This is a genomic window from Pseudonocardia phyllosphaerae, from assembly GCF_046546475.1.
In the GTDB taxonomy this organism is placed as follows: Bacteria; Actinomycetota; Actinomycetes; order Mycobacteriales; family Pseudonocardiaceae; genus Pseudonocardia; species Pseudonocardia phyllosphaerae.
Map to the genome: position 1 here is coordinate 521,867 of NZ_JBKGXS010000001.1, position 20,949 is coordinate 542,815.

Consider the following 20,949-nt stretch of genomic DNA (forward strand, 5'->3'; position numbering starts at 1 on the left):
CGGCGTCAGCCGGGCAGCACCAGTGCGGGCACCGGCGAACTCCGCAGCAGCTTCGCCGCGCGCGAACCGAGGAACACCCGGGCCAGCGGCCCCGACCCGGACGACCCGACGGCGAGCAGGTCCCCGGGCTCCCAGCCGACGGCGGCCACCGCGGCGTCCCAGCCGGTGCCGGTGCCGGTCACGCACGGCACGTCCGGGCCGATGACGCCGTCGTCGACGAGCCGGCGCTGCGCGGCGTCGGCCTGGTCGGCCCACGAGTCCAGCACCGAGTCCTCGACGTCGAGGCCCACCTCGGGCGGGTACATCGTCGCGTTGCGCACGCCGAAGCTCGCCACCCGCAGCGTCAGCCCGAGCCCGGCGGCCAGCGGGACCGCGGCGGCGACGGTGCGCACCGAGGAGCTGCTGTCGGAGAACGCCACGGTCAGCCGGTCGAACCCGGCGGGCGCCTGCCGTCCGCGCGGGGCCAGCGCGACCGGCACCGGCGAGGCGTGCAGCAGCTTCTCCGCCGTCGACCCGGCCCGGATCCGGCCGTCCGGGGCGTCGTCGGCCGAGCCGAGGACCAGCGTGCTCGCGCCCAGCTCGGTGACGGCGTCGGCGAGCGCCGAGGTCACCGAGCGGCGCTGCACGATCCGGTGCTCGACGGGCACGGTGGCCCCGGCCAGGGCATCGCGGGCCAGGGCGAGCGCCTGCGCGCGGATCCGGCCGGCGGGTGTCCCGTCCTCGGCGTCGGCGAGCCGCGACGACCACTGCCGCGGCACCACCGTCACCAGCTCCAGGGGCTCGTCGCGGGTCCGGGCGAGCGCCGCGCCGAGCCCGAGGGCCTCCCGCCCGCCGTCGTGCGGCAGGTATCCGACGACGACGGTCACGACGCCTCCTCGTTGCGGGTGCGGGCGAGCACCGAGTGCTTCCGGCCGTAGAACACGTAGACCAGCAGGAACACCGCCACCCAGGCGGCGAAGACCAGCCACGTCGTCGCGCTGAGCCCGATCAGGATGTAGCCGCACACCAGGATCGACAGGATCGGGATCACCGGATGGCCGGGGACGACGAACCCGCGCGGCAGATCCGGCTCGCGGTGCCGCAGCACCAGCACCCCCAGCGACACGACGACGAAGGCGGTGAGCGTGCCGATCGAGACGACGTCGACGAGGTCGTCGAGCGGGACCAGCGCGGCCAGCACCGCGACGAACAGGCAGACGAGCACGGTGTTCTGCACCGGCGTCCGGGTCCGGTCGCTGACCCGCGCGAACAGCGGCGGGATCATGCCGTCGCGGCCCATCGCGAACAGCACGCGGGTCTGGCCGTAGAGCACGACCAGGGTCACCGAGAAGATCGACACGACGGCGCCGAGCGCCAGCACCGTTCCCCACACCGGGGCGCCGGTGACGTGGTCGAGGATCGTCGACAGACCCGCCTCGGACTGGCCCTCGAAGTCCTGCCAGGGCTGGGTGCCCAGCGCCGCGACCGTCACCAGCACGTAGAACACGATCACCACGACCAGCGCCAGCAGCAGGGCGCGCGGCATCGTGCGCTGCGGGTCGCGGACCTCGTCACCGGCGGTGGAGACGGCGTCGAGGCCGATGAAGGAGAAGAAGATGACCCCGGCCGCCGAGGTGACGCCGGTGGCGCCGAACGGGGCGAAGTCGGCGAAGCGGTCGATGTCGAACGCGGTGAAGCAGACGACCGCGAACATCGCCAGCACGACCAGCTTGATCACGACCATGATCATGTTGAGCCGGGCGGACTCGCTGGCTCCGCGGATCAGCAGCGTCATGCACAGCAGCACCAGGACGACCGCGGGCAGGTTGATCACCCCGGGGTCGGCGTCCCACGGGGCGGCGAGGATCGCGTGCGGCAGCTCGACGCCGGTCAGCGCCCGGATCGCCGCGGCCAGGTACCCGCTCCACCCGACGGCGACGGCGGCCGCGGAGACCGCGTACTCCAGCAGTAGGCAGGCGGCGACGCCCATCGCGACGACCTCGCCGAGCGTGGCGTAGGCATAGGAGTAGGTGCTGCCCGACAGCGGGACCGCCGACGCCATCTCCGCGTAGCAGAGCGCCGACAGCCCGGCCGCGACGCCGGCGAGCACGAACGACAGCACGACGGCGGGCCCGGCGTCGGGGACGGCGGAGGACAGCACGAAGAAGATGCCGGTGCCGATCGTCGCGCCGATTCCGAACGCGGCCAGCTGCCAGGTGCCGATCGTGCGGGCCAGCCCGCCGCTGCCGGTCGTGCTCGTCTCCGACGGCGGCCGGATGGGCTTGCGCCGGAACAGCTCCGTGCGCAGCGGGGATCGCCCGTGCGAGGTCGTCATCATCCTCCGTCCCGTCGCGCCCGTGGCGGGCTCGCGCCACCGTGGCTCTCGACGGCCGACAACGATCCCACGTGACGGGACGCGGCCGGCGCCCCACCGGGCCGCCCGTTCGGCCTAGCATGAGACCGGACACACCGGGCGGGCCCGCGGGCCCTGCCCGGCCCGCTGGACTCGCGAAGGAGCGAACCCTTGTCGATGCGTAGCCCGTACCCCGACGTCGAGATCCCGGACGTCTCGCTGACCGAGTACCTGTTCGCCGACGGGCTCCGCGGTGAGGGGTTCGGGGAGCAGGCCGACTCGGTGGCGCTGCTCGACGGCACCACCGGTGACCAGCTGACCTACACCCAGCTCTGGGACCTGGTCGAGAAGATCGCGGCCGGGCTGGCCGCCCGCGGCATCGGCAAGGGCGACGTCGTCGCGCTGTTCGCGCCGAACCTGCCGCAGTGGGCGGCGCTGTTCCACGGCATCCTGCGCGCCAACGGCATCGTGACCAGTGCGAACTCGATGTACACGTCCGGTGAGCTCGCGCACCAGCTGCGCGACTCCGGGGCGAAGCTGGTGATCACCGTGTCGCCGTTCCTGGAGACCGCGGTGGCCGCGGCCAAGGAGGTGGGTCTGTCCGCCGACGCGGTCCTCACCATCGACCCGGTCGATGGCCACGACTCGCTGGCCGACCTGGCGTCGTCGGGCGGGCCGGTGCCCGAGCTCGCGACGACCGCCGACGACACCGCGGTGCTGCCCTACTCGTCGGGGACCACCGGGCTCGCCAAGGGCGTCGTGCTCTCGCACCGCAACCTGATCGCGAACCTCGCGCAGATCGAGGTGATGGGCGACGTCACCGACCAGACCAAGATCATGGCGTTCCTGCCGTTCTTCCACATCTACGGCATGACGGTGATGATGAACCAGGGCCTCAAGGCCCGGGCCACGGTCGTCACGATGCCGAAGTTCGACCTCGAGCAGTTCCTCCGGATCGTGCAGGACTACGAGGTCGACCGGCTCTACATCGCCCCGCCGGTGGCGGTCGCGCTGGCCAAGCACCCGGTCGTCGACACCTACGACCTGTCCAGCGTCGACGTCATCTTCTCCGGCGCGGCGCCGCTCGACGGCGAGCTCGGCCGCACCGTGGCGAACAAGCTGAACTGCACCGTGCTGCAGGGATACGGCATGACCGAGACGTCCCCGGTCAGCCACTGCATGCCCGACGACCGCGGGGACCTCAGCCTCGACTCGTCCGGCTTCGCGCTGCCCAACATCGAGTGCAAGCTGGTCGACCCGGGCACCGGCGAGGAGGTCGGCGTCGGCGAGCGCGGCGAGCTGTGGATCAAGGGCCCGAACGTGATGGTGGGGTACCTGAACAACCCCGACGCCACCGCCGCGACCAAGGACGAGGACGGCTTCCTGCACACCGGCGACATCGCCGTGGTCGACGACGAGGGTGTCTTCTCGATCGTCGACCGGGTCAAGGAGCTGATCAAGTACAAGGGCTACCAGGTCCCGCCTGCCGAGCTGGAGGCCCTGCTGCTGACTCACGAGGCCATCGCCGACGCCGCCGTGATCGGCATCAAGGACGCCGACGGCGAGGAGATCCCGAAGGCGTTCGTGGTCAAGCAGGGGGGCACCGAGCTCTCCGAGGACGACGTCACGGCCTTCGTCGCCGAGCGCGTGGCGCCGCACAAGAAGGTGCGGGCCGTGGAGTTCATCGAGCAGATCCCGAAGTCGGCCGCGGGGAAGATTCTGCGCAAGGACCTGCGGGCGCGGGAGACCGAGAACGCCTGACCTGTCGTTCGCGGACCGGCCGGAACAGCGCTCTGACCAGCGGTGAAGCGGTAGGGGTGCTGTCCGGTCGTCCGTGAGCCTCAGCGACGCTCGGGCGTGCCGGTGAGAATCCGAGCGATCACGTCCGGGCGCTCGTGCCACGGCTGATGGCCCGCGCCGGGCACCTCGTAGAACCTTCCGTCCGGCAGGATCGAGGCGAGCAGCTCCGGACCGTCGGCAGGTCGGGGATCCTCCGCCCGTGGATGATCCACACCGGGCAGGTCACGTCGCTCCAGCGGCGACGCTCGTCATCCTCGGACCAGGCGGCGGCCTCGCGGCTGAAGGCGCGATTGCACTCCATGTTGAGCGCGAGTGGCGTCCGGGCGTCAGCCGCAGCGCGGTCGCGGGCGTCCTGCCCCACGAAGTCGGGGAGCCACGACAGCGTGCGCCATTCGATCTCTTCCGCCCACGTCCGGTCCCGCCGGCTCAGGTGCTCCAGCCGTTCGCTCTCGGCATCGGTGAGGCGCAGGCGCTGCCGGGCCTTGTAGGCGTCGAGGAGCGTCCGCATCCCCGCTGGTCGTAGCGGTGCGTCCGGTACGAGTCGCGGGCGAGCCCGGCCACGGGTTCGAGGTAGTCCCACATCCCGGCCCCGCCGTGCAGGAACACCAACCCGGACAGATCGTGCCGGTGCTCGTTGTCGGTGACCACCCACAAGGCTGCGCCGTCGCTCAGGCGGACCATCTCGCCGTCCGCGGAAACGTCGGCCACGACCTCACCGTACGACCGTGGGGCACGGATGCCAGCTTCCCGACCGGGAAACGTCGTGTGGGGTCACGACTGGAGTAGACAGGCAAGCAGTGACTTGCCTATCGTTCCGGACGTGGGTGACATCTACCGGGCCCTCGCCGATCCGACTCGGCGCGCGCTCCTCGATGCACTCGCAGCAGTCAACGGTCAGACGTTGTACGCACTCTGTGGCGCGTTACTCGAACGGGGAATCTCTCCGACCCGGCAGGCCGTCTCTCAGCATCTCGCGGTTCTGGAAGACGCCGGACTGGTCATCGTCAGGCGGCAAGGGCGTTACAAGTTCCACGACCTCGACACTCGCCCGCTGCGCGAGATAGCGCAGCGTTGGCCGGATACTCCGGGAGCAACGTGATGGTGAAGGTGTCCTACTGCAATGTCTACGTCGACGATCAAGACCAGGCGATGCGGTTCTATTGCGGTGTACTGGGTTTCGAGATCAAACACGACATCCCGCTCGGTGAGTATCGCTGGCTCACGGTCACGGCCCCCGGTGATACGGACGGCCCGGAACTGCTTCTCGAGCCCGATGTCCACCCGGCCGTGAAGGCTTTCAAGTCGGCGCTGGTCGAGGACGGCATCCCGCTGGCCGCCTTCGAGGTCGACGATGTGTGGGCAGAGGTGGAACGGCTCGATACGGATCAGGCGACCACCGTCGTCCAGCGCCCCACTCCTGCCGGCGAGGTGACGATCGCGGTTGTCGACGACACCTGCGGGAACCTGATCCAGCTGTTCTCCAGCTGAAAGCAGGTCCCGACAAGAAGGCGCGGGCCGTGGAACTCGTCGGACGACGCGCTGAGGCGCCGCCCGGCTCAGTCCGGTTCTCGTTCCGGTTCGGAAGCGGGTGGATCGGGCCCGAGGTACTGGTGACCCGTGGGTGTGGTGGTGCGGAATCCGTCCGGTGTCCGCTCCACGGTCCATCCGGGTTGCTCGCGGACGTGGTTGTGGAACTCGCAGACCCCGCGTCCGTTGTCGAACTCGGTGCGGCCGTCGTCGGCGGCCCGTAGTACGTGGTCGATGTGGCGGACGGGTGCGTCGCAGTAGGGCTCGGTGCAGCGGTTGCGGCTGCGGGCGCGGATGAACTCGGCGAGCGGGCCGGTGAAGGTGCGTCGGCGGGAGTCGCCGCCGATCACGGTCCCGTCGCGGGTCAGTAGGCGGCGCAACGTCTTCCGTCCGGTGGTCGACGCCAGAATGTCCGCGGGGATCGGCCCGTAGCCCGGGATCTCGGCCGGTAGCGGGCTGTCCTGGTCGAGCAGCGCCGCGAGCGGGACCATGACGTCGACGTCGACGTCGACGTCGGTCGCTGTCGTCTTGCCGGTGAGTCGTTCGACGAGGGTGTCGGCCATGACCTGAGCGCGGGTACGCGTGAGCGGTGCCGGGTTGCAGGAGAGGTTCGTGAACGCCTTCTGCAGTGCGGCCAGGCAGGCCGCACCTTGGGCGACCGGAAGGTACGCGGTCAGATATGCCATCCCGTCGGTCGCGGGCCGCAGCGTCACCCGTCGCTCGGCTTTCGCCTGTTCGGCGCGGTCGCGGAACTTCTCCGGCGCGATCTCGGCGACCAGCCGCCGGACGAGATCGCGCAGCCGCCCGATGCCACGGCCGGTGAGGTCGTGCTCGGCCAGACGCGAATCGAGCAGGGCCCGGTCCCGCGCCGACAGATCACCGGCCGCCGTCACGATCGCCGCGACGGTGTCCTCGGAGAGCTCCCCGGCGACGAACAGTGCCCGTAGGTGGGTGAATCCGTCGTGGAGATCGCGGGCGATCCGCATCCGGGACCGTGCGGTGAACGGCGAGATCTTGCAGGCCATCCCGATCTGCGAGGCGACGGAGCGTTCGAGCTTCTCGGGCTCGTCGGCGCCGGCCGCGATCTGGTTCGCCACGTGGGTGCGGGCGAAGTGCCGCATCCGGGTCGCGCGGAGGGCGGCGAGGGAGTTGGTCAACGCCTCCAGCTGCTGGAGCTCGTCGATCAGCTCGGCCTCGGAGACATCGGAGTCGCTGAGCGCCGCTTGTTCGATGGCGACCTGCATCAGGGCGTAGTCGACCCGCGCGGAACCATGGTCACCGGTGTCGGTGACGGGTGGTTCCTGGACCGCGGTCATGCTGCCAGTGTACCAGAAATCGAACGAGCGTGCGAATTGCGTTCGCAATCGCAAACGCTGCGACCGGCGATGATGCTTCGACGCACGGACCGGGCACCCCGGCCGCAGGATCAGCGCCGCGTACGCCGCGGCGGCGCGCCACCCTCCCGCGGACGCGGCGGGTTCCGCGGCGGGCTCGCCGAACGGTCCGACGTGCGCATCGCGGTCACGAACCTCTGCAGCGCACGGGCGTTCCGCGCCATGGTCGTACTCCTCTCGGACGAGCGGACGAGCGGACGAGCGGACGAGCGGACGAGCGGACAAGTGGACGAGCGGGCGGGTCAGACGAGCTCGGGTTCACGGACGGCGGCGGCGCGACGGACCCGGCGCCGGGCGAGCAGCCCGTGTCGCGGCCCGAACAGGTACGCCAGGAGGAACTGGGCGGTCAGGCAGAGCACGACGGAACCGCCGGTCGAGACGTTGCCGTGGTAGCTGACGTAGGTTCCGCCGACGGCCGCGAGCACCGCGACACCGACCGCGGCGAGCAGCATCCGGTCCATCCGGTCGGTCAGCAGGTACGCCGTCGCCCCCGGCACGATCAGCACCGCGACGACCAGCACGATCCCCACCGCCTGCAACGCGACGACGACGGCCAGCGCGAGCAGCCCCAGCAGCAGCGCCTCGACGCGACGCGGATCGATCCCGATCGCGTGCGCGTGCGTCCGGTCGAACGCGACGAGGGTGAAGTCGCGCCGCTTCACCGCGACCACCGCGGCGGTGAACAGCCCGAGGGCCACGACCTGGACGACGTCGGAGAAGGACAGGCCCAGCAGGTTCCCGAACAGGATGTGCATGAGATCGGTGTTGCTCGGCGTCCGCGAGATCAGCACCAGCCCGAGCGCGAACAGTCCGGTGAACACGACGCCGATCGCGGCGTCCTCCTTCACCCGCGACGTCCGCCGGACCACCCCGATCAGCCCGACGGCGCCGGCGCCGAACACGAACGCGCCCACCCCGAACGGGATGCCGATGATGTAGGACAGCACCACCCCGGGCAGCACGGCGTGCGACACGGCGTCGCCCATCAGCGACCAGCCGACCAGCGTCAGCCAGCAGGACAGCAGGCCGCCGGTGGCGCCGGCGACGATCGCGGCGATCAGCGCGCGCTGCATGAAGCCGTGCTGCAGCGGTTCGATCAGCCAGGCGATCACGGCGCCGCCACCTCCTCGGCGTCGGTGAACCCGAACACCCGCCCCAGGACGTCCGGGGTGAGCACCTGCGCGGGCGTCCCGTCGGCGAGCAGCCGGGTCGCGAGCAGCACCGCCCGGTCGCAGAGCCGCTCCACACCGGTGATGTCGTGGGTGGAGACGAGCACGGTGCGGCCGTCGTCGCGCAGTTCGTGCAGCACCCGGGTCATCTCCTCCTGCGTACCGCGGTCGACCCCGGCGAACGGCTCGTCGAGCAGCAGCAGCGGCGCGTCCTGCGCGATCGCCCGGGCCAGGAACACGCGTTTGCGCTGGCCCCCGGACAGTCGCCCGATCTGCCGGTCGGCGAGCCCGGTCATCCCGACGCGCTCCAGGGCGGTGTCGACGGCGTCGCGGTCGGCGCGCCGCGGGCGCCGGGTGATCCCCATGTGCGCGTAGCGGCCGGTCAGGACGACGTCGCGGGCGCCGACCGGGAAGTCGCGGTCGATCGCCTCGGTCTGCGGCATGTACGCCACGGCCGCACGGCGCCGGGCCTCGGCGACACCGCCGCCGAGCAGCCGGACCGTGCCCGACGACGGCCGGACCAGCCCGATCGTCGTCCCGAACAGGGTGGACTTGCCCGAGCCGTTGGTGCCGAGCAGCCCGCAGACGGTGCCGGTGCCGAGCCGCAGGCTCACCCCGGACAGCGCGGTGACCTCGCCGTAGTGCACCGAGACGTCCTCGATGTCGAGCACGGGGTCGTCGAGTACCGGATCGGGCGTCACGAGCGCTTCCCGGTGAGCCCGTCGCTGATCGTCTTCGCGTCGTGGCGCAGCAGCTCCAGGTAGCTGGGCACCGGGCCGTCGGCGGCGGACAGCGAGTCGACGTAGAGCGGCCCGGAGAACCGGGCGCCGGTCTCGTTGGCGACCTGGCGCTGCGCGGAGTCGTTGACGGTGCTCTCGCAGAACACCGCGGGCACCTTGTCCTTGCGGACGGTGCCGATCACCGACGCGATCTGCTGCGGGGTGCCCTCGGCCTCGCTGTTGACCGGCCACAGGTACGCCTCGCGCATGCCGGTGTCGCGGGCGAGGTAGGAGAAGGCGCCCTCGCAGCTCACCAGGGTGCGCTGGGCCGGGGGCAGCGCGCCGAGCTCCTTGCGCAGGGTGTCGCCGACCTGCCGGATCTCACCGGAGTAGCGCGCGGCGTTGGCGGCGTAGACGTCGCGGCCCGCCGGGTCGAGCCGGGTGAGCGCGTCGCGGATGTTCTCGACGTAGCGGACCCCGGCCACCGGCGACATCCAGGCGTGCGGGTTCGGCTTGTCGCGGTACTCGCCGGTCGCGATCGGCATCGGGGCGACGCCGTCGCTGAGCGTCGCGGTCTGCGCGCCGGTGCGGTCGACGAACCGCTCGAACCAACGCTCCAGGCCGAGTCCGTTGTCCAGCACCAGGTCCGCGTCCTCGCCGCGGACGAGGTCGTCGGGCACCGGCTCGTAGTCGTGGATCTCCGCGCCCGGGCGGGTGATCGAGTCGACCTGCACCCGGTCGCCGCCGACCTGGCGGGCCATGTCGGCGATGACGGTGAACGTCGCGAGCACCTTCGGCCGCCGCTCGCCCTCCTGCGCCCCGCCCGCGCCTCCGTCCGGGGCCGCCCCGCAGCCGGCCAGCACGGCTGCGGCCAGCGCGATCCCCAGCAGAGTTCGGAGCCAGCGGAGACGAGAGTTAGGCATGGCGAACACTATGCTTCGCCGTGCCGACCACGGCAAGGGCTCACCGTGTCTCGCCGACCACCCACTCCAGGTAGTCCGTGCCCCCGCCGCCGATCGGCGTCACGATCACCTCGGGGACGTCGTAGGAGTGCTGTTCGGTCAGGTGTGCGGTCAGCGCGTCGGCCCGGTCCGCGGCCGTCTTGATCTCGACCCGCCACTCGGGCTCGGTCTGCACCGCGCCCTCCCAACGGAAGACGCTCGTGACCGGTCCGACGATCTGGGCGCAGGCCCCGAGCCGGTTCTCGACGGCGCTGACGGCGAGGTCGCGCGCGGCCTCCGCGCTGTCGGTGGTGGTCGTGACGACGACGTGCTCGTTCATGCCCGGCACGCTAACCCGGCGCACCGGCCCGGCGCGGTTGTCCACAGGGTTGTGCACATGTGGGTCACCCTGTGGAGAAGTGCCGTCCACATGGCGGGCGCACACTCTCCCGATGACCACCGACCCGGCACCGCTCGCCGGAACCGCCCTCACCGACCGTGTCGCCGTCGTGCTGGCCGTACCGCTGCAGGCGGCGTTCGGTGCCCGGCTGATCGACCCGGCCGACCCGGCCGCCGGCGTCGAGTTCGAGGTCGGCGACCTGGCCGGGAACGGTGCGGGCGGCGCACACGCGGGCGCCCTGGCGGTCGGGCTGGAGGTCGCGGCGCTGCTGGCGGCGCTCCCGGCACTCAGCACGGCGGAGCACGCGGTCACCGTCTCGACCGCGTCGACCCTGATCGCCCCGGCGACGCACGGCGGGACGGTCGCGTTCCGCGGAACGCTCGACAGACGCACCGGGCGGTCGGTGTTCGCCGGTGCCGTCGCGACGTCCGCGGGGGTCACCGTCGCGCGGGCTCAGATCGTGAAGGCCGTGGTCCGCTACACCGGCGCGTAGGCGGCGTCGAAGAACGCGAGCTCCAGGTTCACGGCGCGGACGAACATCGCCGCGACCCGGGCCCGGCGCTCCTCGTCGAGACCGGCAGCGACCCGGTCCAGCTCGGCGCGCAGGAACTCCACCCACGCGGTGAACTCCGGCCCGCGGTGCAGGTCGATCCACTCCCGGCAGACCGGGTCGGCGGGCGCGTCGGCGTCCCGGGCGGCCCAGTCGGCGTAGAGCCACTCCGCGACGACGAGCACGGCCAGCGCCTCGGCGTACCCGTCGTCGCGCGCCTCGGCCATCAGGTCCAGGAACCCGGTCGTCGGCGCGGCCCTGGCCCGCAGCCCGGTGCTGCCGAGCGCGGCCAGCGACCGGGTGAAGAAGTCGTTCTCCGGGCCCGCGACCAGGCCGAGCTGCTGCGCGAGCCGCACCCGCGCGGCCGGGTCGTCGGCGTGCGCGACGGCGGCGCCGAGCAGCGCCAGGAACGCGTCGACGAACTCGTGATCCTGCTCCAGGTAGTGCCGCAGCACGCCACGGTCGACGGCCCCGGCCCACAGCTCGTCGACGAAGCGGTGGGTGACCGCGCTACGCCAGACGGAGTCGCACGCGCCTCGCCAATCGGCGCTGAATCCACTCCCGGATGCCGTCACGAGGGTCACGTTAACTCGACCGTCATGCACGGCGACGAACTCGTGATCGTCAGGGTCTTCCCGCGGACGTCCGGACGGGTGAACATTGCGCGGCGCACCGGCGACCGCCGGGCCACGCAGCACAGGGGGACTCACATGACCCAGACCGCCCCCGCGCAGGAGACCGGCGAACTCAGCGCCGGCCTGCGCCAGCGGCACGTGACGATGATCAGCATCGCAGGCGTCATCGGCGCCGGCCTGTTCATCGGTTCCGGCAGCGCGATCGCGAAGGCCGGACCGGCCGTCCTGCTCGCGTACCTGCTGGCGGGGACGCTGGTCGTCCTCGTGATGCGGATGCTCGGCGAGATGGCCGCGGCCCACCCGGACTCCGGCTCGTTCTCCACCTACGCCGACCGGGCGATCGGGCCGTGGGCCGGGTTCACCGTCGGCTGGCTCTACTGGTGGTTCTGGGTCCTGGTCATCCCGGTCGAGGCCACCGCCGCGGCGACGATCCTCAACTCCTGGGTCCCCGGCGTCCCGCAGTGGGGCTGGGCGCTGGTCGTGACCCTGCTGCTCACCGTCACCAACCTGTTCTCGGTCGCCAACTACGGCGAGTTCGAGTTCTGGTTCGCGCTGCTCAAGGTGGCCGCGATCATCGCGTTCATCGTCGTCGCGGCCCTGGCCGTGCTGGGGATCCTGCCCGGCGCGAGCGGGAACGTCAGCGGGTTCTCCCACCTCGTCGACCAAGGCGGGTTCATGCCGAACGGCCCCGGAGCGGTGATCGCGGCGGTCCTGGTGACGATGTTCAGCTTCATGGGCACCGAGATCGTGACGATCGCGGCGGCCGAGTCCGGTAACCCCGCGTACCAGATCGGCAAGGCGACCCGCTCGGTCATCTGGCGGATCGGGATCTTCTACCTGGCCTCGATCCTGCTGGTCGTCGCGATCGTGCCGTGGACCGACCCGCGACTGCCCGAGTCCGGCTCGTACCAGACCGCGCTCGAGGTGCTGGGTATCCCGGGCGCCAAGCTCATCGTCGACGTCGTGGTCCTGGTCGCCGTCGCGAGCTGCCTGAACTCCGCGCTCTACACCGCGTCGCGGATGCTGTTCTCGCTCGGCCGCCGCAACCAGGCCCCGGCGATCGTCAACCGGACCACCTCGCAAGGCGTCCCGCGCTACGCGGTGCTCGGCTCGACGATCATCGGGTTCCTCGCGGTGATCGCCAACTACGTCTTTCCCGACGACGTGTTCAAGACCCTGCTCGCCACCTCCGGTGCGGTCGCGCTGCTGGTCTACCTGGTCATCGCGGTCTCCCAGCTGCGGATGCGCCGCACGCTGGAGCGCGAGGGCGTCGCGATGCCGGTGAAGATGTGGGCGTTCCCGGTGCTCACCTGGGCCGTCATCGTCGTCATCCCGGTGGTGCTGATCTACATGGCCTCCCGCGAGGACTCGCGCCTCGACCTGGGCATGACGGCGCTGATCGCGGTGGGCGTGGTCGCGGTCGGCGTGTGGCTGACCCGACGCCGGACGATCGGCGCCGACACCTGAGCCCTACGGTGTGTCCATGAGTGGGCGCGTACTGGAGCGCGGCGGGGGGACGCCGCTGTGGCAGCAGCTGCTCGCCGATCTCCGCCGCCGGCTCGACGAGGGCGAGTTCGCGACGGCGCTGCCGGGTGAGTTCGCCCTCGCCTCGGAGTACTCGGTCAGCAGGCACACCGTGCGTGAGGCGTTGCGCCGCATGCGCGAGGACGGCGTCGTGGTCGCCGGGCGGGGCCGGGTCGCCCGGCCCGCCGGGCCGCTGCCGATCGAGCAGTCGCTCGACGAGCCCTACTCGCTCTACGTGGCCGTCGAGGCGGCCGGGCGGACCCAGCGCAGCGTGGTGCGGACCTTCGAGGTCCGGGCCGACGGCGTGATCGCCGCCCGGCTCGGTCTCGAGGAGTCCACCCCGCTGGTGCACCTGGAGCGGCTGCGGCTCGCGGACTCCGAGCCGCTGGCCGTCGACCGGGTGTGGTTGCCGGAGGACCTCGCCGCACCGCTGCTCGACATCGACTTCTCGCACACCGGTCTCTACCCGGAGTACCGCCGCCGCTGCGGCATCCGGGTCGACGGCGGCGACGAGAACATCCGCGCCGTGCTCCCGGCGCGCGGCGAGCAGGAGCTGCTCGGGATCGACGAGGGCGTCGCGGCGCTGTCGATCGAGCGGCTCGGGCTCGCCGGTGACCGGCCGGTGGAATGGCGGCACACGCTGGTGCGCGGCGACCGCTTCTCGGTCACCGCGCGGTTCTCCGCTCGCACCGGCTACCGGGTGGACCTCTCCGAGCCGTCCTGAGGGGCGGCCGTCCTGAGTTCTCAGGCGCTGACCGAGACGCCGATCCCGCCGGGGGTGTCCGCGCCGTAGCGGGCGATCTCGGCGTCGAGGTCCAGCGGTGCGGTGCGCATCGCGGTGTCCTCGCCCAGCAGGTCGGCGGGCAGCAGCCAGCACACCTCGAACTCCAGCCCGTCCGGGTCCTGGGCGTAGAGCGCCTTGGTGGAGCCGTGGTCGGAGGCGCCGACCAGCGCACCGGCGGCCTGCAGCTTCTGCCCGACGGCGGCCAGCTCGCCGAGGGTGTCGACCTCCCACGCCAGGTGGTAGAGCCCGACCGTGCTGCGGCCGGCCGGGGAGTCGCCCGCGCCGGCGCCGATCGCGAACACCGCGAGGTCGTGGTCGTTCGACGAGCCCGGGGCCTGCAGGAACGCGCCCGCGCCGTTCGGCAGCTCGACGACCGTGCGGAAGCCGAGGACGTCGGCGTAGAACGCGACGCTGCGGGCGGTGTCGCGGACGTAGAGGACGGCGTGGTTCAGGCGCTGGACGGGCATGACTCTCTCCATGAGGTTGAGCGTTCAACTCCAACCGTACGGCAAAGAAGGTGAGAGTTCAACGATTCACCAGGCGGGTGAGGACGACGGCCGAGCGCGTGTGGTCGACGTTGGCCGCCATCCGCAGCCGTTCCAGGGCGTCCTCCAGGGAGCGGACGTCGCGCGAGCGCAGGTGCACCAGGGCGTCGGCCTCGCCGGTGATCGTCCCGGCGGTGACGACCTCGGGCACCGCGGAGAGCATCCGCTGCAGCTCGGCGGGGGCGACGGTGCCGCGGCAGAACAGCTCGACGTAGGCCTCGACGCCGGGCCCGTCGTGCGCGTCGGGATCGACGAGCACGGTGAACCCGGTGATGACGCCGCGTGCGGTCAGCCGGTCGATCCGCCGGCGCACCGCCGAGGCGGACAGTCCGACCCGCGCGCCGAGGTCGGCCCAGGGTGCGCGCCCGTCGATGCGCAGCAGGTCCAGCAGCTTCCGGTCGGTCGCGTCGATCCCGTCCACGGCGCCACATGCTAGCTCCGTGCGTGAGATCGGCACACTACGCACGGATCGTGCGTCGAAAGCGGGGATACGCACGCGGGCGGCGCGCAAGGATGGGCCCATGACGACGCCGCAGGTGCTGATGTGCCGGCCCACGTACTTCACCGTGAGCTACCGGATCAACCCGTGGATGCGCCCCGAGGAACACACCGACACCGACCTGGCCCTGCGCCAGTGGGACACGCTGTACGCGACCTACCGCGACCTCGGGTTCGGCGTCGAGCTCGTCGACCCGCTGCCCGGCTACCCGGACATGGTCTTCGCCGCCAACGGCGGCACCGTGATCGACGGGATCGCGTGGACCGCGCGGTTCCGGCACACCGAGCGGGCCGCCGAGGGCCCCGCCTACGGCGCCTGGTTCGCCCGGCACGGGCTCACCGTGCGTGAGGCGTCCGCGGTCAACGAGGGCGAGGGCGACGTCCTGCTCGTCGGCGACACGATCTACGCCGGCACCGGCTTCCGCACCGACCCGGTCGCGCACGCCGAGGCCGCCGAGGTCTTCGGCCGCGAGGTCGTGAGCCTGCAGCTGGTCGACCCGCGCTTCTACCACCTCGACACCGCGTTCGCGGTGCTCGACCCGGCAGGCGGGCCCGGCTCGGTGGCCTACCTGCCCTCGGCGTTCGACGACGCCTCGCAGGAGGTCCTGCGCTTCCGCTTCCCCGACGCGGTGATCGCCTCCGAGGACGACGCGTCCGTGCTGGGGCTGAACTGCTTCTCCGACGGCCGCACCGTCGTCCACGCGCCGCAGGCCGAGAAGTTCGCCGCGGACCTGGCCGAGCGCGGGTTCGGCACCGTCGCCGTCGACACCTCCGAGCTCCGCCGCGGTGGCGGCGGGATCAAGTGCTGCACCCTCGAGCTCCGTCCCGACCGGGAGGCGTGATGACCGCAGTCACATCCGGGAACATGTCCACTGCCCGCACCGCGAGCCGGGAGCAGATCCTCCTGGCCGAGGCGCACGGCGCCACCAACTACGCCCCGCTGCCGGTGGTGCTCGCCTCCGGCGAGGGCGCCTGGGTCACCGACGTCGACGGCAACCGCTACCTCGACGCCCTCGCCGGCTACTCCGCGCTGAACTTCGGGCACCGGCACCCGGTGCTCACCGAGGTCGCGCACCGGCAGCTCGACACACTGACCCTCACCGCGCGGGCCTTCCACAACGACCGGCTGCCCGCGTTCCAGCGCGACCTCGCCGAGCTCACCGGCACCGAGACCGTGCTGCCGATGAACACCGGCGCCGAGGCCGTCGAGACCGCGGTGAAGGTGTCGCGGGCCTGGGGCTACCGGGTCAAGGGCGTCGCGCCGGGGCGGGCCCGGATCGTCGTCGCCGGCGGGAACTTCCACGGCCGCACCACCACCGTCGTCTCCTTCTCCGACGACGACTCCGCCCGCGACGGGTTCGGCCCGTTCACCCCCGGCTTCGACCGCGTGCCCTACGGCGACATCGGCGCCCTCGCCGCGGCGATCACCGACGACACCGTCGCGGTGCTGCTGGAGCCGGTGCAGGGCGAGGCCGGCGTGATCATCCCGCCGGAGGGCTACCTGCGGGCGGTCCGCGAGGTCACCGCGTCGCGCGGGGTGCTGTTCGTCTGCGACGAGATCCAGGCCGGGCTCGGCCGGTGCGGCGCGACCCGCTGCAGCGAGCTCGACGACGTCACCGCCGACCTCTACACGTTCGGCAAGGCGCTCGGCGGCGGCATCGTGCCGGTCAGCGCCGTCGCCGGCCGCCGGGACGTGCTGGGCGTGCTGCGCCCCGGCGAGCACGGCTCGACCTTCGGGGGCAACCCGTTCGCCGCCGCCGTGGGGTCGGCGGTGTGCGGGCTGCTCGCGACCGGTGAGTACCAGGGCGCGGCCCGGGAGCTGGGCGCCCACCTGGGGGCGGGTCTGCGGTCGCTGCCCGGGGTCACCGCGGTGCGCGGGATCGGGCTGTGGTTCGGCGTGGACGTCGACCCGGCCATCGGCGGCGACGACGTGGAGGCCGGTCGTGCGGTCTGCGTCGAGCTGGCGCGGCGCGGGGTGCTGGCGAAGGAGACCCACGGAGTGACCGTGCGGCTGTCGCCGCCGCTGGTCGTGACGCGGTCCGACCTGGACGTGCTGGTGGACACCCTGGGTGAGGTTCTGCGGGACCTGACGCGGGGATAGGTGGCAGGCTGTCCGCCATGCCGACCCTCGTACTGCTGCGCCACGGCCAGAGCGACTGGAACGCCAAGAACCTGTTCACCGGCTGGGTGGACGTCCCGCTGTCCGAGCAGGGGGAGGCGGAGGCCCGGCGCGGCGGCGAGCTGCTGGCCGAGTCGGGGGTCGACCCCGATGTCGTCCACACCTCGCTGCTGCGCCGCGCGATCTCCACGGCGAACATCGCCCTCGACGCCGCCGACCGGCACTGGATCCCGGTCAAGCGCGACTGGCGGCTCAACGAGCGGCACTACGGCGCGCTGCAGGGCAAGGACAAGAAGCAGACCCTCGACGAGTACGGCGAGGAGCAGTTCATGCTCTGGCGTCGCTCCTACGACACCCCGCCGCCGCCGATCGAGCCCGGCAGCGAGTTCTCCCAGGACGCCGACCCGCGCTACGCCGACATCGACGCGCCGCTGACCGAGTGCCTCGCCGACGTCGTCGAGCGGTTCCTGCCGTACTGGGAGGAGGCCGTCGTCCCGGACCTGCGCGACGGCAAGGTCGTGCTGCTCGCCGCGCACGGCAACTCGCTGCGGGCCCTGGTGAAGTACCTCGACGGCATCTCCGACGACGACATCGCCGGCCTCAACATCCCCACCGGCATCCCGCTGGTCTACGAGCTCGACGACGACCTGAAGCCCACCACCCCGGGCGGGCGATACCTCGACCCCGCCGCGGCCGAGGAGGCCATCGCCGGGGTCGCGAACCAGGGCCGCTGAGCCGGTCCCGGTGGCTCCCGGTGCGCTGTTCGGCCCGCCCCGTGAATCGGGGGTGAACGCGGGCCGAACAGTCCCACGGGAGGGGGTCGTGGACGTCACCATCCGGGGTCCGGCGCTGGTCACGCACCCGCCCCGACTGCCTAGGATGCGCTCGTGACCGCGCTCGCGTGGCTGATCGTGGCCGTCGCTCTGGGCCTCGGCCTGCTGGCCGGGGCGGCCTTCGCGCGCCGTCCTCCGAAGGAGGACCCGCGCCGCGTCCGCAGCTCCGACGACGAGCGTGTCGACGCCTCCGACGCCGACTCCCCGACGCTCGGCGACATGCTGCACCGGACGTTCCGGCAGTCGTCGTCGGGACTGGTGGTGATCTCCCCGGGCGGCGGCGTGCTGCTGCACAACCCGCGTGCCGCCTCGCTCGGCGCCGTCACGGAGGGGCGGCTCGACCCGCGTGCCTGGGCCGCCTGCCAGCGGGTGATGTCCGGTGCAGGCCGGCTCGAGGTCGACCTCTCGCCGCTGGAGCGCTCGCCGCGCGGCCCGGTCGCGGTCGAGGCCAGGGTGCGTCCGCTCGGCAACGGGTTCGCGCTGGTCGAGGCCGTCGACACCTCCGAGGTGGCGCGGCTGGAGGCCACCCGCCGCGACTTCGTCGCCAACGTCTCCCACGAGCTGAAGACCCCGGTCGGCGCGGTCGCGCTGCTGGCCGAGGCCCTGCTCGACACCCTCGACGGCCTCGAGCCCGCCGAGGGCAGTGAGCCCGACGCCGTCGAGGTGCGCCGGTTCGGCGACAAGATCCTCCGCGAGGCGACCCGGATGGGGAACCTCGTGTCCGAGCTGATCGCGCTGTCCCGGCTCACCGGCGCCGAGCGGCTGCCGGAGCTGGCCGCCGTCGAGATCGACGACATCGTCGCCGAGGCACTGGCGCGCAGCCGGACCTCCGCCGAGTCGGGCGCGGTCGAGATCGCCGCCGACCCGCCGTCGGGGCTGGTCGTCGACGGCGACCGCAGCCTGCTGGTCACCGCGCTCACCAACCTCGTCGAGAACGCGATCGCCTACTCGCCCGCCGACTCGTCGGTGTCGGTGAGCCGGCGCGAGGTCGACGGCTCGGTGGAGATCGCGGTGACCGACCGCGGCATCGGCATCGCCGCGGAGCACCAGCAGCGGGTCTTCGAGCGGTTCTTCCGCGTCGACCCGGCGCGTTCGCGGGCGACCGGCGGCACCGGGCTGGGCCTGGCGATCGTCAAGCACGTGTGCGCCAACCACGGCGGCGAGGTGCGCCTGTGGAGCCGGCCCGGAACCGGGTCGACGTTCACGATGCGCATCCCCGCCCGGCTCGCCCTCGACCCGGGCGCCGACGCCGCCGCCGACGACGAGGACGGCGCCACCGAGCACGCGGCCGAGCGACGCGACGGCCGCGACACCACCGACGCCGGTGGAACAACCAGCGGGCCCGCTGCGACCGGCCGACGCACCGACCCCGGTGCGGGGCACGGCGACGGCCACCCCGAGACCGCCGCCAGAACCGGAGGGACGACATGACCAGGGTGTTGATCGTGGAGGACGAGGAGTCCTTCGCCGACCCGCTCGCCTTCATGCTGCGCAAGGAGGGGTTCACGACCGCCGTCGCCGCCAACGGCAACGACGCGCTGTCGGAGTTCGACCGCAACGGCGCCGACATCGTGCTGCTCGACCTCATGCTCCCCGGCATGAGCGGCACCGACGTCTGCAAGGCACTGCGCTCCCGCTCCGCCGTCCCGGTGATCATGGTGACCGCGCGGGACAGCGAGATCGACAAGGTCGTCGGGCTGGAGCTCGGCGCCGACGACTACGTCACCAAGCCGTACTCGGCGCGCGAGCTGATCGCCCGCGTCCGCGCCGTGCTGCGCCGCGGCGGCGAGCCCGTCCCGGAGGCCGAGGGCGGCCCGGGGATCCTCGAGGCCGGTCCGGTTCGGATGGACGTCGAGCGGCACGTCGTGTCGGTCAACGGCGACGACGTCGCGCTCCCGCTCAAGGAGTTCGACCTCCTGGAGTACCTGCTGCGCAACGTCGGACGGGTGCTCACCCGCGCCCAGCTGATCGACCGGGTGTGGGGCGCGGACTACGTCGGCGACACCAAGACCCTCGACGTCCACGTGAAGCGGCTCCGCTCCAAGGTCGAGGACGACCCGTCGACGCCGAAGCACCTGGTCACCGTGCGCGGTCTGGGCTACAAGTTCGACGTGTGATCTCCGTGTGAGGCGGGGGCCGCCCCGGGAGTGGATAACGGCTCGGTAACCTGACCGGGTGCGTCTCGCCGTCCTCGATGTGGGGTCCAACACCGTCCACCTGCTCGTCGTGGATGCGCACCGTGGTGCGCACCCGACCCCGATGTCCTCGGACAAGGACCGGCTCCGGCTGGCCGAGCACCTCGACGACTCCGGAGCGCTGAGCAAGGACGGGGTCAAGGCCCTGCTCGAGAGCGTCCACCGGGCCCGGGACACCGCGAAGGCGTCCGGGTGCGACGACCTCATGGCGTTCGCGACGTCCGCGCTGCGCGACGCGACCAACTCCGCCGAGGTCCTGGCGAAGGTCGCCGACGAGACCGGGGTGACCCTGGAGGTCCTGCCCGGCGACGACGAGGCCCGGCTCACCTTCCTCGCCGTCCGCCGCTGGTTCGGCTGGTCGGCCGGGCGGCTGCTGGTCCTCGACATCGGCGGCGGCTCGCTGGAGCTGGCCGTCGGGCGCGACGAGATCCCCGACGAGGCCGCGTCGGTGCCGCTCGGTGCCGGCCGGCTGACCCGCGAGTGGTTCACCGCCGACCCGCCGCCGCGCTCGGAGATCGAGCGGCTCACCGAGAAGGTCCGCAAGGACCTCAAGCCGGTCGCCGAGCGGCTGAAGGCCGACGGGAAACCCGACCACGCCGTCGGGACCTCGAAGACGTTCCGGACGCTGGCCCGCCTGGCCGGTGCCGCGCCGTCGAGTGCGGGGCCGCGGGCGCACCGCACGCTGACCGCGCAGGGCCTGCGGCAGCTGTCGGCGTTCATCACCCGGATGTCCGGTCCGGACCTCGCCGAGTTCGACGGCGTCAGCGCGGGCCGCGCGCACCAGCTCGTCGCCGGGTCGATCGTCGCGCAGGCCGCGATGGACGCCCTCGGCGTGGAGGAACTGGACATCTGCCCGTGGGCGCTGCGGGAGGGAGTCATCCTCCGACGGTTCGACATGCTCGACGGAACGACGGTGGACGACCGCTCGGCGCACGACGCGGACTCCGGACTTGGACCCTTGACGACGCGCAGGGCACGGTGATC

The 20,949-nt window shown here is 72.2% G+C and carries 24 protein-coding genes; 12 read left to right on the top strand and 12 right to left on the bottom strand.

The window, feature by feature from the left end:
• Positions 1-5: 5 nt before the first annotated feature.
• Together ACLE50_RS02435 and ACLE50_RS02440 are read right to left on the bottom strand one after the other, a co-directional pair.
• Positions 6-866, bottom strand: coding sequence for a universal stress protein (locus ACLE50_RS02435; protein WP_410941679.1), 861 nt, complete (start codon positions 864-866; stop codon positions 6-8).
• Positions 863-2,314: an amino acid permease gene (locus tag ACLE50_RS02440; protein ID WP_410941680.1), complete on the bottom strand. Its 1,452-nt coding sequence runs from the start codon at positions 2,312-2,314 to the stop codon at positions 863-865. Before ACLE50_RS02440 ends, ACLE50_RS02435 begins: the two co-directional genes overlap by 4 nt.
• Before the next feature lie 195 nt (positions 2,315-2,509).
• On the opposite strand from ACLE50_RS02440, the gene ACLE50_RS02445 reads away from it, so the two are divergent.
• Complete coding sequence (locus ACLE50_RS02445; protein WP_410942247.1) at positions 2,510-4,093, top strand: AMP-binding protein; 1,584 nt, start codon at positions 2,510-2,512, stop codon at positions 4,091-4,093.
• A 118-nt stretch (positions 4,094-4,211) separates the two neighbouring features.
• On the opposite strand, the gene ACLE50_RS02450 is transcribed toward ACLE50_RS02445, so the two are convergent.
• Both ACLE50_RS02450 and ACLE50_RS02455 read right to left on the bottom strand, forming a co-directional pair.
• The gene (locus ACLE50_RS02450) at positions 4,212-4,640 is read right to left on the bottom strand and encodes a hypothetical protein (RefSeq protein WP_410941681.1); all 429 of its coding nucleotides are present in this window, start codon (positions 4,638-4,640) and stop codon (positions 4,212-4,214) included.
• On the bottom strand, positions 4,559-4,840 hold the full coding sequence (locus ACLE50_RS02455) for an alpha/beta fold hydrolase (protein WP_410941682.1): 282 nt from the start codon (positions 4,838-4,840) through the stop codon (positions 4,559-4,561). Before ACLE50_RS02455 ends, ACLE50_RS02450 begins: the two co-directional genes overlap by 82 nt.
• A 112-nt stretch (positions 4,841-4,952) precedes the next feature.
• Here ACLE50_RS02455 and ACLE50_RS02460 point away from each other — a divergent pair, with 112 nt between their 5' ends.
• Both ACLE50_RS02460 and ACLE50_RS02465 read left to right on the top strand, forming a co-directional pair.
• Positions 4,953-5,231, top strand: a complete 279-nt coding sequence (locus ACLE50_RS02460; RefSeq protein WP_410941683.1) for an ArsR/SmtB family transcription factor — start codon at positions 4,953-4,955, stop codon at positions 5,229-5,231.
• Complete coding sequence (locus ACLE50_RS02465) at positions 5,231-5,620, top strand: VOC family protein (RefSeq protein WP_410941684.1); 390 nt, start codon at positions 5,231-5,233, stop codon at positions 5,618-5,620. Before ACLE50_RS02460 ends, ACLE50_RS02465 begins: the two co-directional genes overlap by 1 nt.
• 68 nt (positions 5,621-5,688) lie before the next feature.
• On the opposite strand, the gene ACLE50_RS02470 is transcribed toward ACLE50_RS02465, so the two are convergent.
• The 5 genes from ACLE50_RS02470 to cutA form a co-directional block, all read right to left on the bottom strand.
• Positions 5,689-6,975, bottom strand: coding sequence for an HNH endonuclease (locus ACLE50_RS02470; RefSeq protein ID WP_410941685.1), 1,287 nt, complete (start codon positions 6,973-6,975; stop codon positions 5,689-5,691).
• 320 nt (positions 6,976-7,295) lie between these two features.
• Positions 7,296-8,162, bottom strand: a complete 867-nt coding sequence (locus ACLE50_RS02475; protein ID WP_410942248.1) for a metal ABC transporter permease — start codon at positions 8,160-8,162, stop codon at positions 7,296-7,298.
• Positions 8,162-8,923 (bottom strand): metal ABC transporter ATP-binding protein, encoded by a 762-nt coding sequence (locus ACLE50_RS02480; protein ID WP_410941686.1) that lies wholly within the window; start codon positions 8,921-8,923, stop codon positions 8,162-8,164. The genes ACLE50_RS02475 and ACLE50_RS02480 overlap by 1 nt, the downstream gene beginning before the upstream one ends.
• Positions 8,920-9,864: a metal ABC transporter substrate-binding protein gene (locus ACLE50_RS02485; RefSeq protein ID WP_410941687.1), complete on the bottom strand. Its 945-nt coding sequence runs from the start codon at positions 9,862-9,864 to the stop codon at positions 8,920-8,922. Before ACLE50_RS02485 ends, ACLE50_RS02480 begins: the two co-directional genes overlap by 4 nt.
• A gap of 40 nt (positions 9,865-9,904) precedes the next feature.
• Entirely contained in the window at positions 9,905-10,222 is a 318-nt protein-coding gene (cutA, locus tag ACLE50_RS02490; protein WP_410941688.1) for a divalent-cation tolerance protein CutA, read from the bottom strand.
• Positions 10,223-10,334: 112 nt separating this feature from the next.
• On the opposite strand from cutA, the gene ACLE50_RS02495 reads away from it, so the two are divergent.
• Positions 10,335-10,775, top strand: a complete 441-nt coding sequence (locus ACLE50_RS02495; protein WP_410941689.1) for a hypothetical protein — start codon at positions 10,335-10,337, stop codon at positions 10,773-10,775.
• Here the strand turns inward: ACLE50_RS02495 and ACLE50_RS02500 are convergent.
• The gene (locus tag ACLE50_RS02500; protein ID WP_410941690.1) at positions 10,760-11,407 is read right to left on the bottom strand and encodes a TenA family protein; all 648 of its coding nucleotides are present in this window, start codon (positions 11,405-11,407) and stop codon (positions 10,760-10,762) included. The genes ACLE50_RS02495 and ACLE50_RS02500 overlap by 16 nt on opposite strands.
• 135 nt (positions 11,408-11,542) lie before the next feature.
• On the opposite strand from ACLE50_RS02500, the gene gabP reads away from it, so the two are divergent.
• Entirely contained in the window at positions 11,543-12,934 is a 1,392-nt protein-coding gene (gene gabP, locus ACLE50_RS02505; RefSeq protein WP_410941691.1) for a GABA permease, read from the top strand.
• Positions 12,935-12,950: 16 nt separating this feature from the next.
• Positions 12,951-13,715 carry a GntR family transcriptional regulator gene (locus ACLE50_RS02510; protein ID WP_410941692.1) on the top strand — a complete coding sequence of 255 codons (765 nt, stop codon included), beginning with the start codon at positions 12,951-12,953 and terminating at the stop codon, positions 13,713-13,715.
• A 20-nt stretch (positions 13,716-13,735) separates the two neighbouring features.
• Here ACLE50_RS02510 and ACLE50_RS02515 read toward each other — a convergent pair whose 3' ends face one another.
• On the bottom strand, positions 13,736-14,242 hold the full coding sequence (locus tag ACLE50_RS02515; RefSeq protein ID WP_410941693.1) for a VOC family protein: 507 nt from the start codon (positions 14,240-14,242) through the stop codon (positions 13,736-13,738).
• Positions 14,243-14,300: 58 nt separating this feature from the next.
• Entirely contained in the window at positions 14,301-14,741 is a 441-nt protein-coding gene (locus ACLE50_RS02520; RefSeq protein ID WP_410941694.1) for an Lrp/AsnC family transcriptional regulator, read from the bottom strand.
• Between the two features lie 67 nt (positions 14,742-14,808).
• Here ACLE50_RS02520 and ddaH point away from each other — a divergent pair, with 67 nt between their 5' ends.
• The 6 genes from ddaH to ACLE50_RS02550 all read left to right on the top strand — a co-directional run bounded on the left by ddaH (position 14,809) and on the right by ACLE50_RS02550 (position 20,947).
• Complete coding sequence (gene ddaH / locus ACLE50_RS02525; protein WP_410942249.1) at positions 14,809-15,660, top strand: dimethylargininase; 852 nt, start codon at positions 14,809-14,811, stop codon at positions 15,658-15,660.
• Positions 15,660-16,919 (top strand): ornithine--oxo-acid transaminase, encoded by a 1,260-nt coding sequence (rocD, locus tag ACLE50_RS02530; RefSeq protein ID WP_410941695.1) that lies wholly within the window; start codon positions 15,660-15,662, stop codon positions 16,917-16,919. The genes ddaH and rocD overlap by 1 nt, the downstream gene beginning before the upstream one ends.
• A 17-nt stretch (positions 16,920-16,936) precedes the next feature.
• Entirely contained in the window at positions 16,937-17,671 is a 735-nt protein-coding gene (locus tag ACLE50_RS02535) for a phosphoglyceromutase (protein ID WP_410941696.1), read from the top strand.
• 153 nt (positions 17,672-17,824) lie between these two features.
• Positions 17,825-19,201 (top strand): sensor histidine kinase, encoded by a 1,377-nt coding sequence (locus ACLE50_RS02540; protein ID WP_410941697.1) that lies wholly within the window; start codon positions 17,825-17,827, stop codon positions 19,199-19,201.
• Positions 19,198-19,887, top strand: coding sequence for a response regulator (locus ACLE50_RS02545; protein ID WP_410941698.1), 690 nt, complete (start codon positions 19,198-19,200; stop codon positions 19,885-19,887). The genes ACLE50_RS02540 and ACLE50_RS02545 overlap by 4 nt, the downstream gene beginning before the upstream one ends.
• Positions 19,888-19,945: 58 nt before the next feature.
• Positions 19,946-20,947, top strand: coding sequence for a Ppx/GppA phosphatase family protein (locus tag ACLE50_RS02550; RefSeq protein WP_410941699.1), 1,002 nt, complete (start codon positions 19,946-19,948; stop codon positions 20,945-20,947).
• Positions 20,948-20,949: the final 2 nt, after the last annotated feature.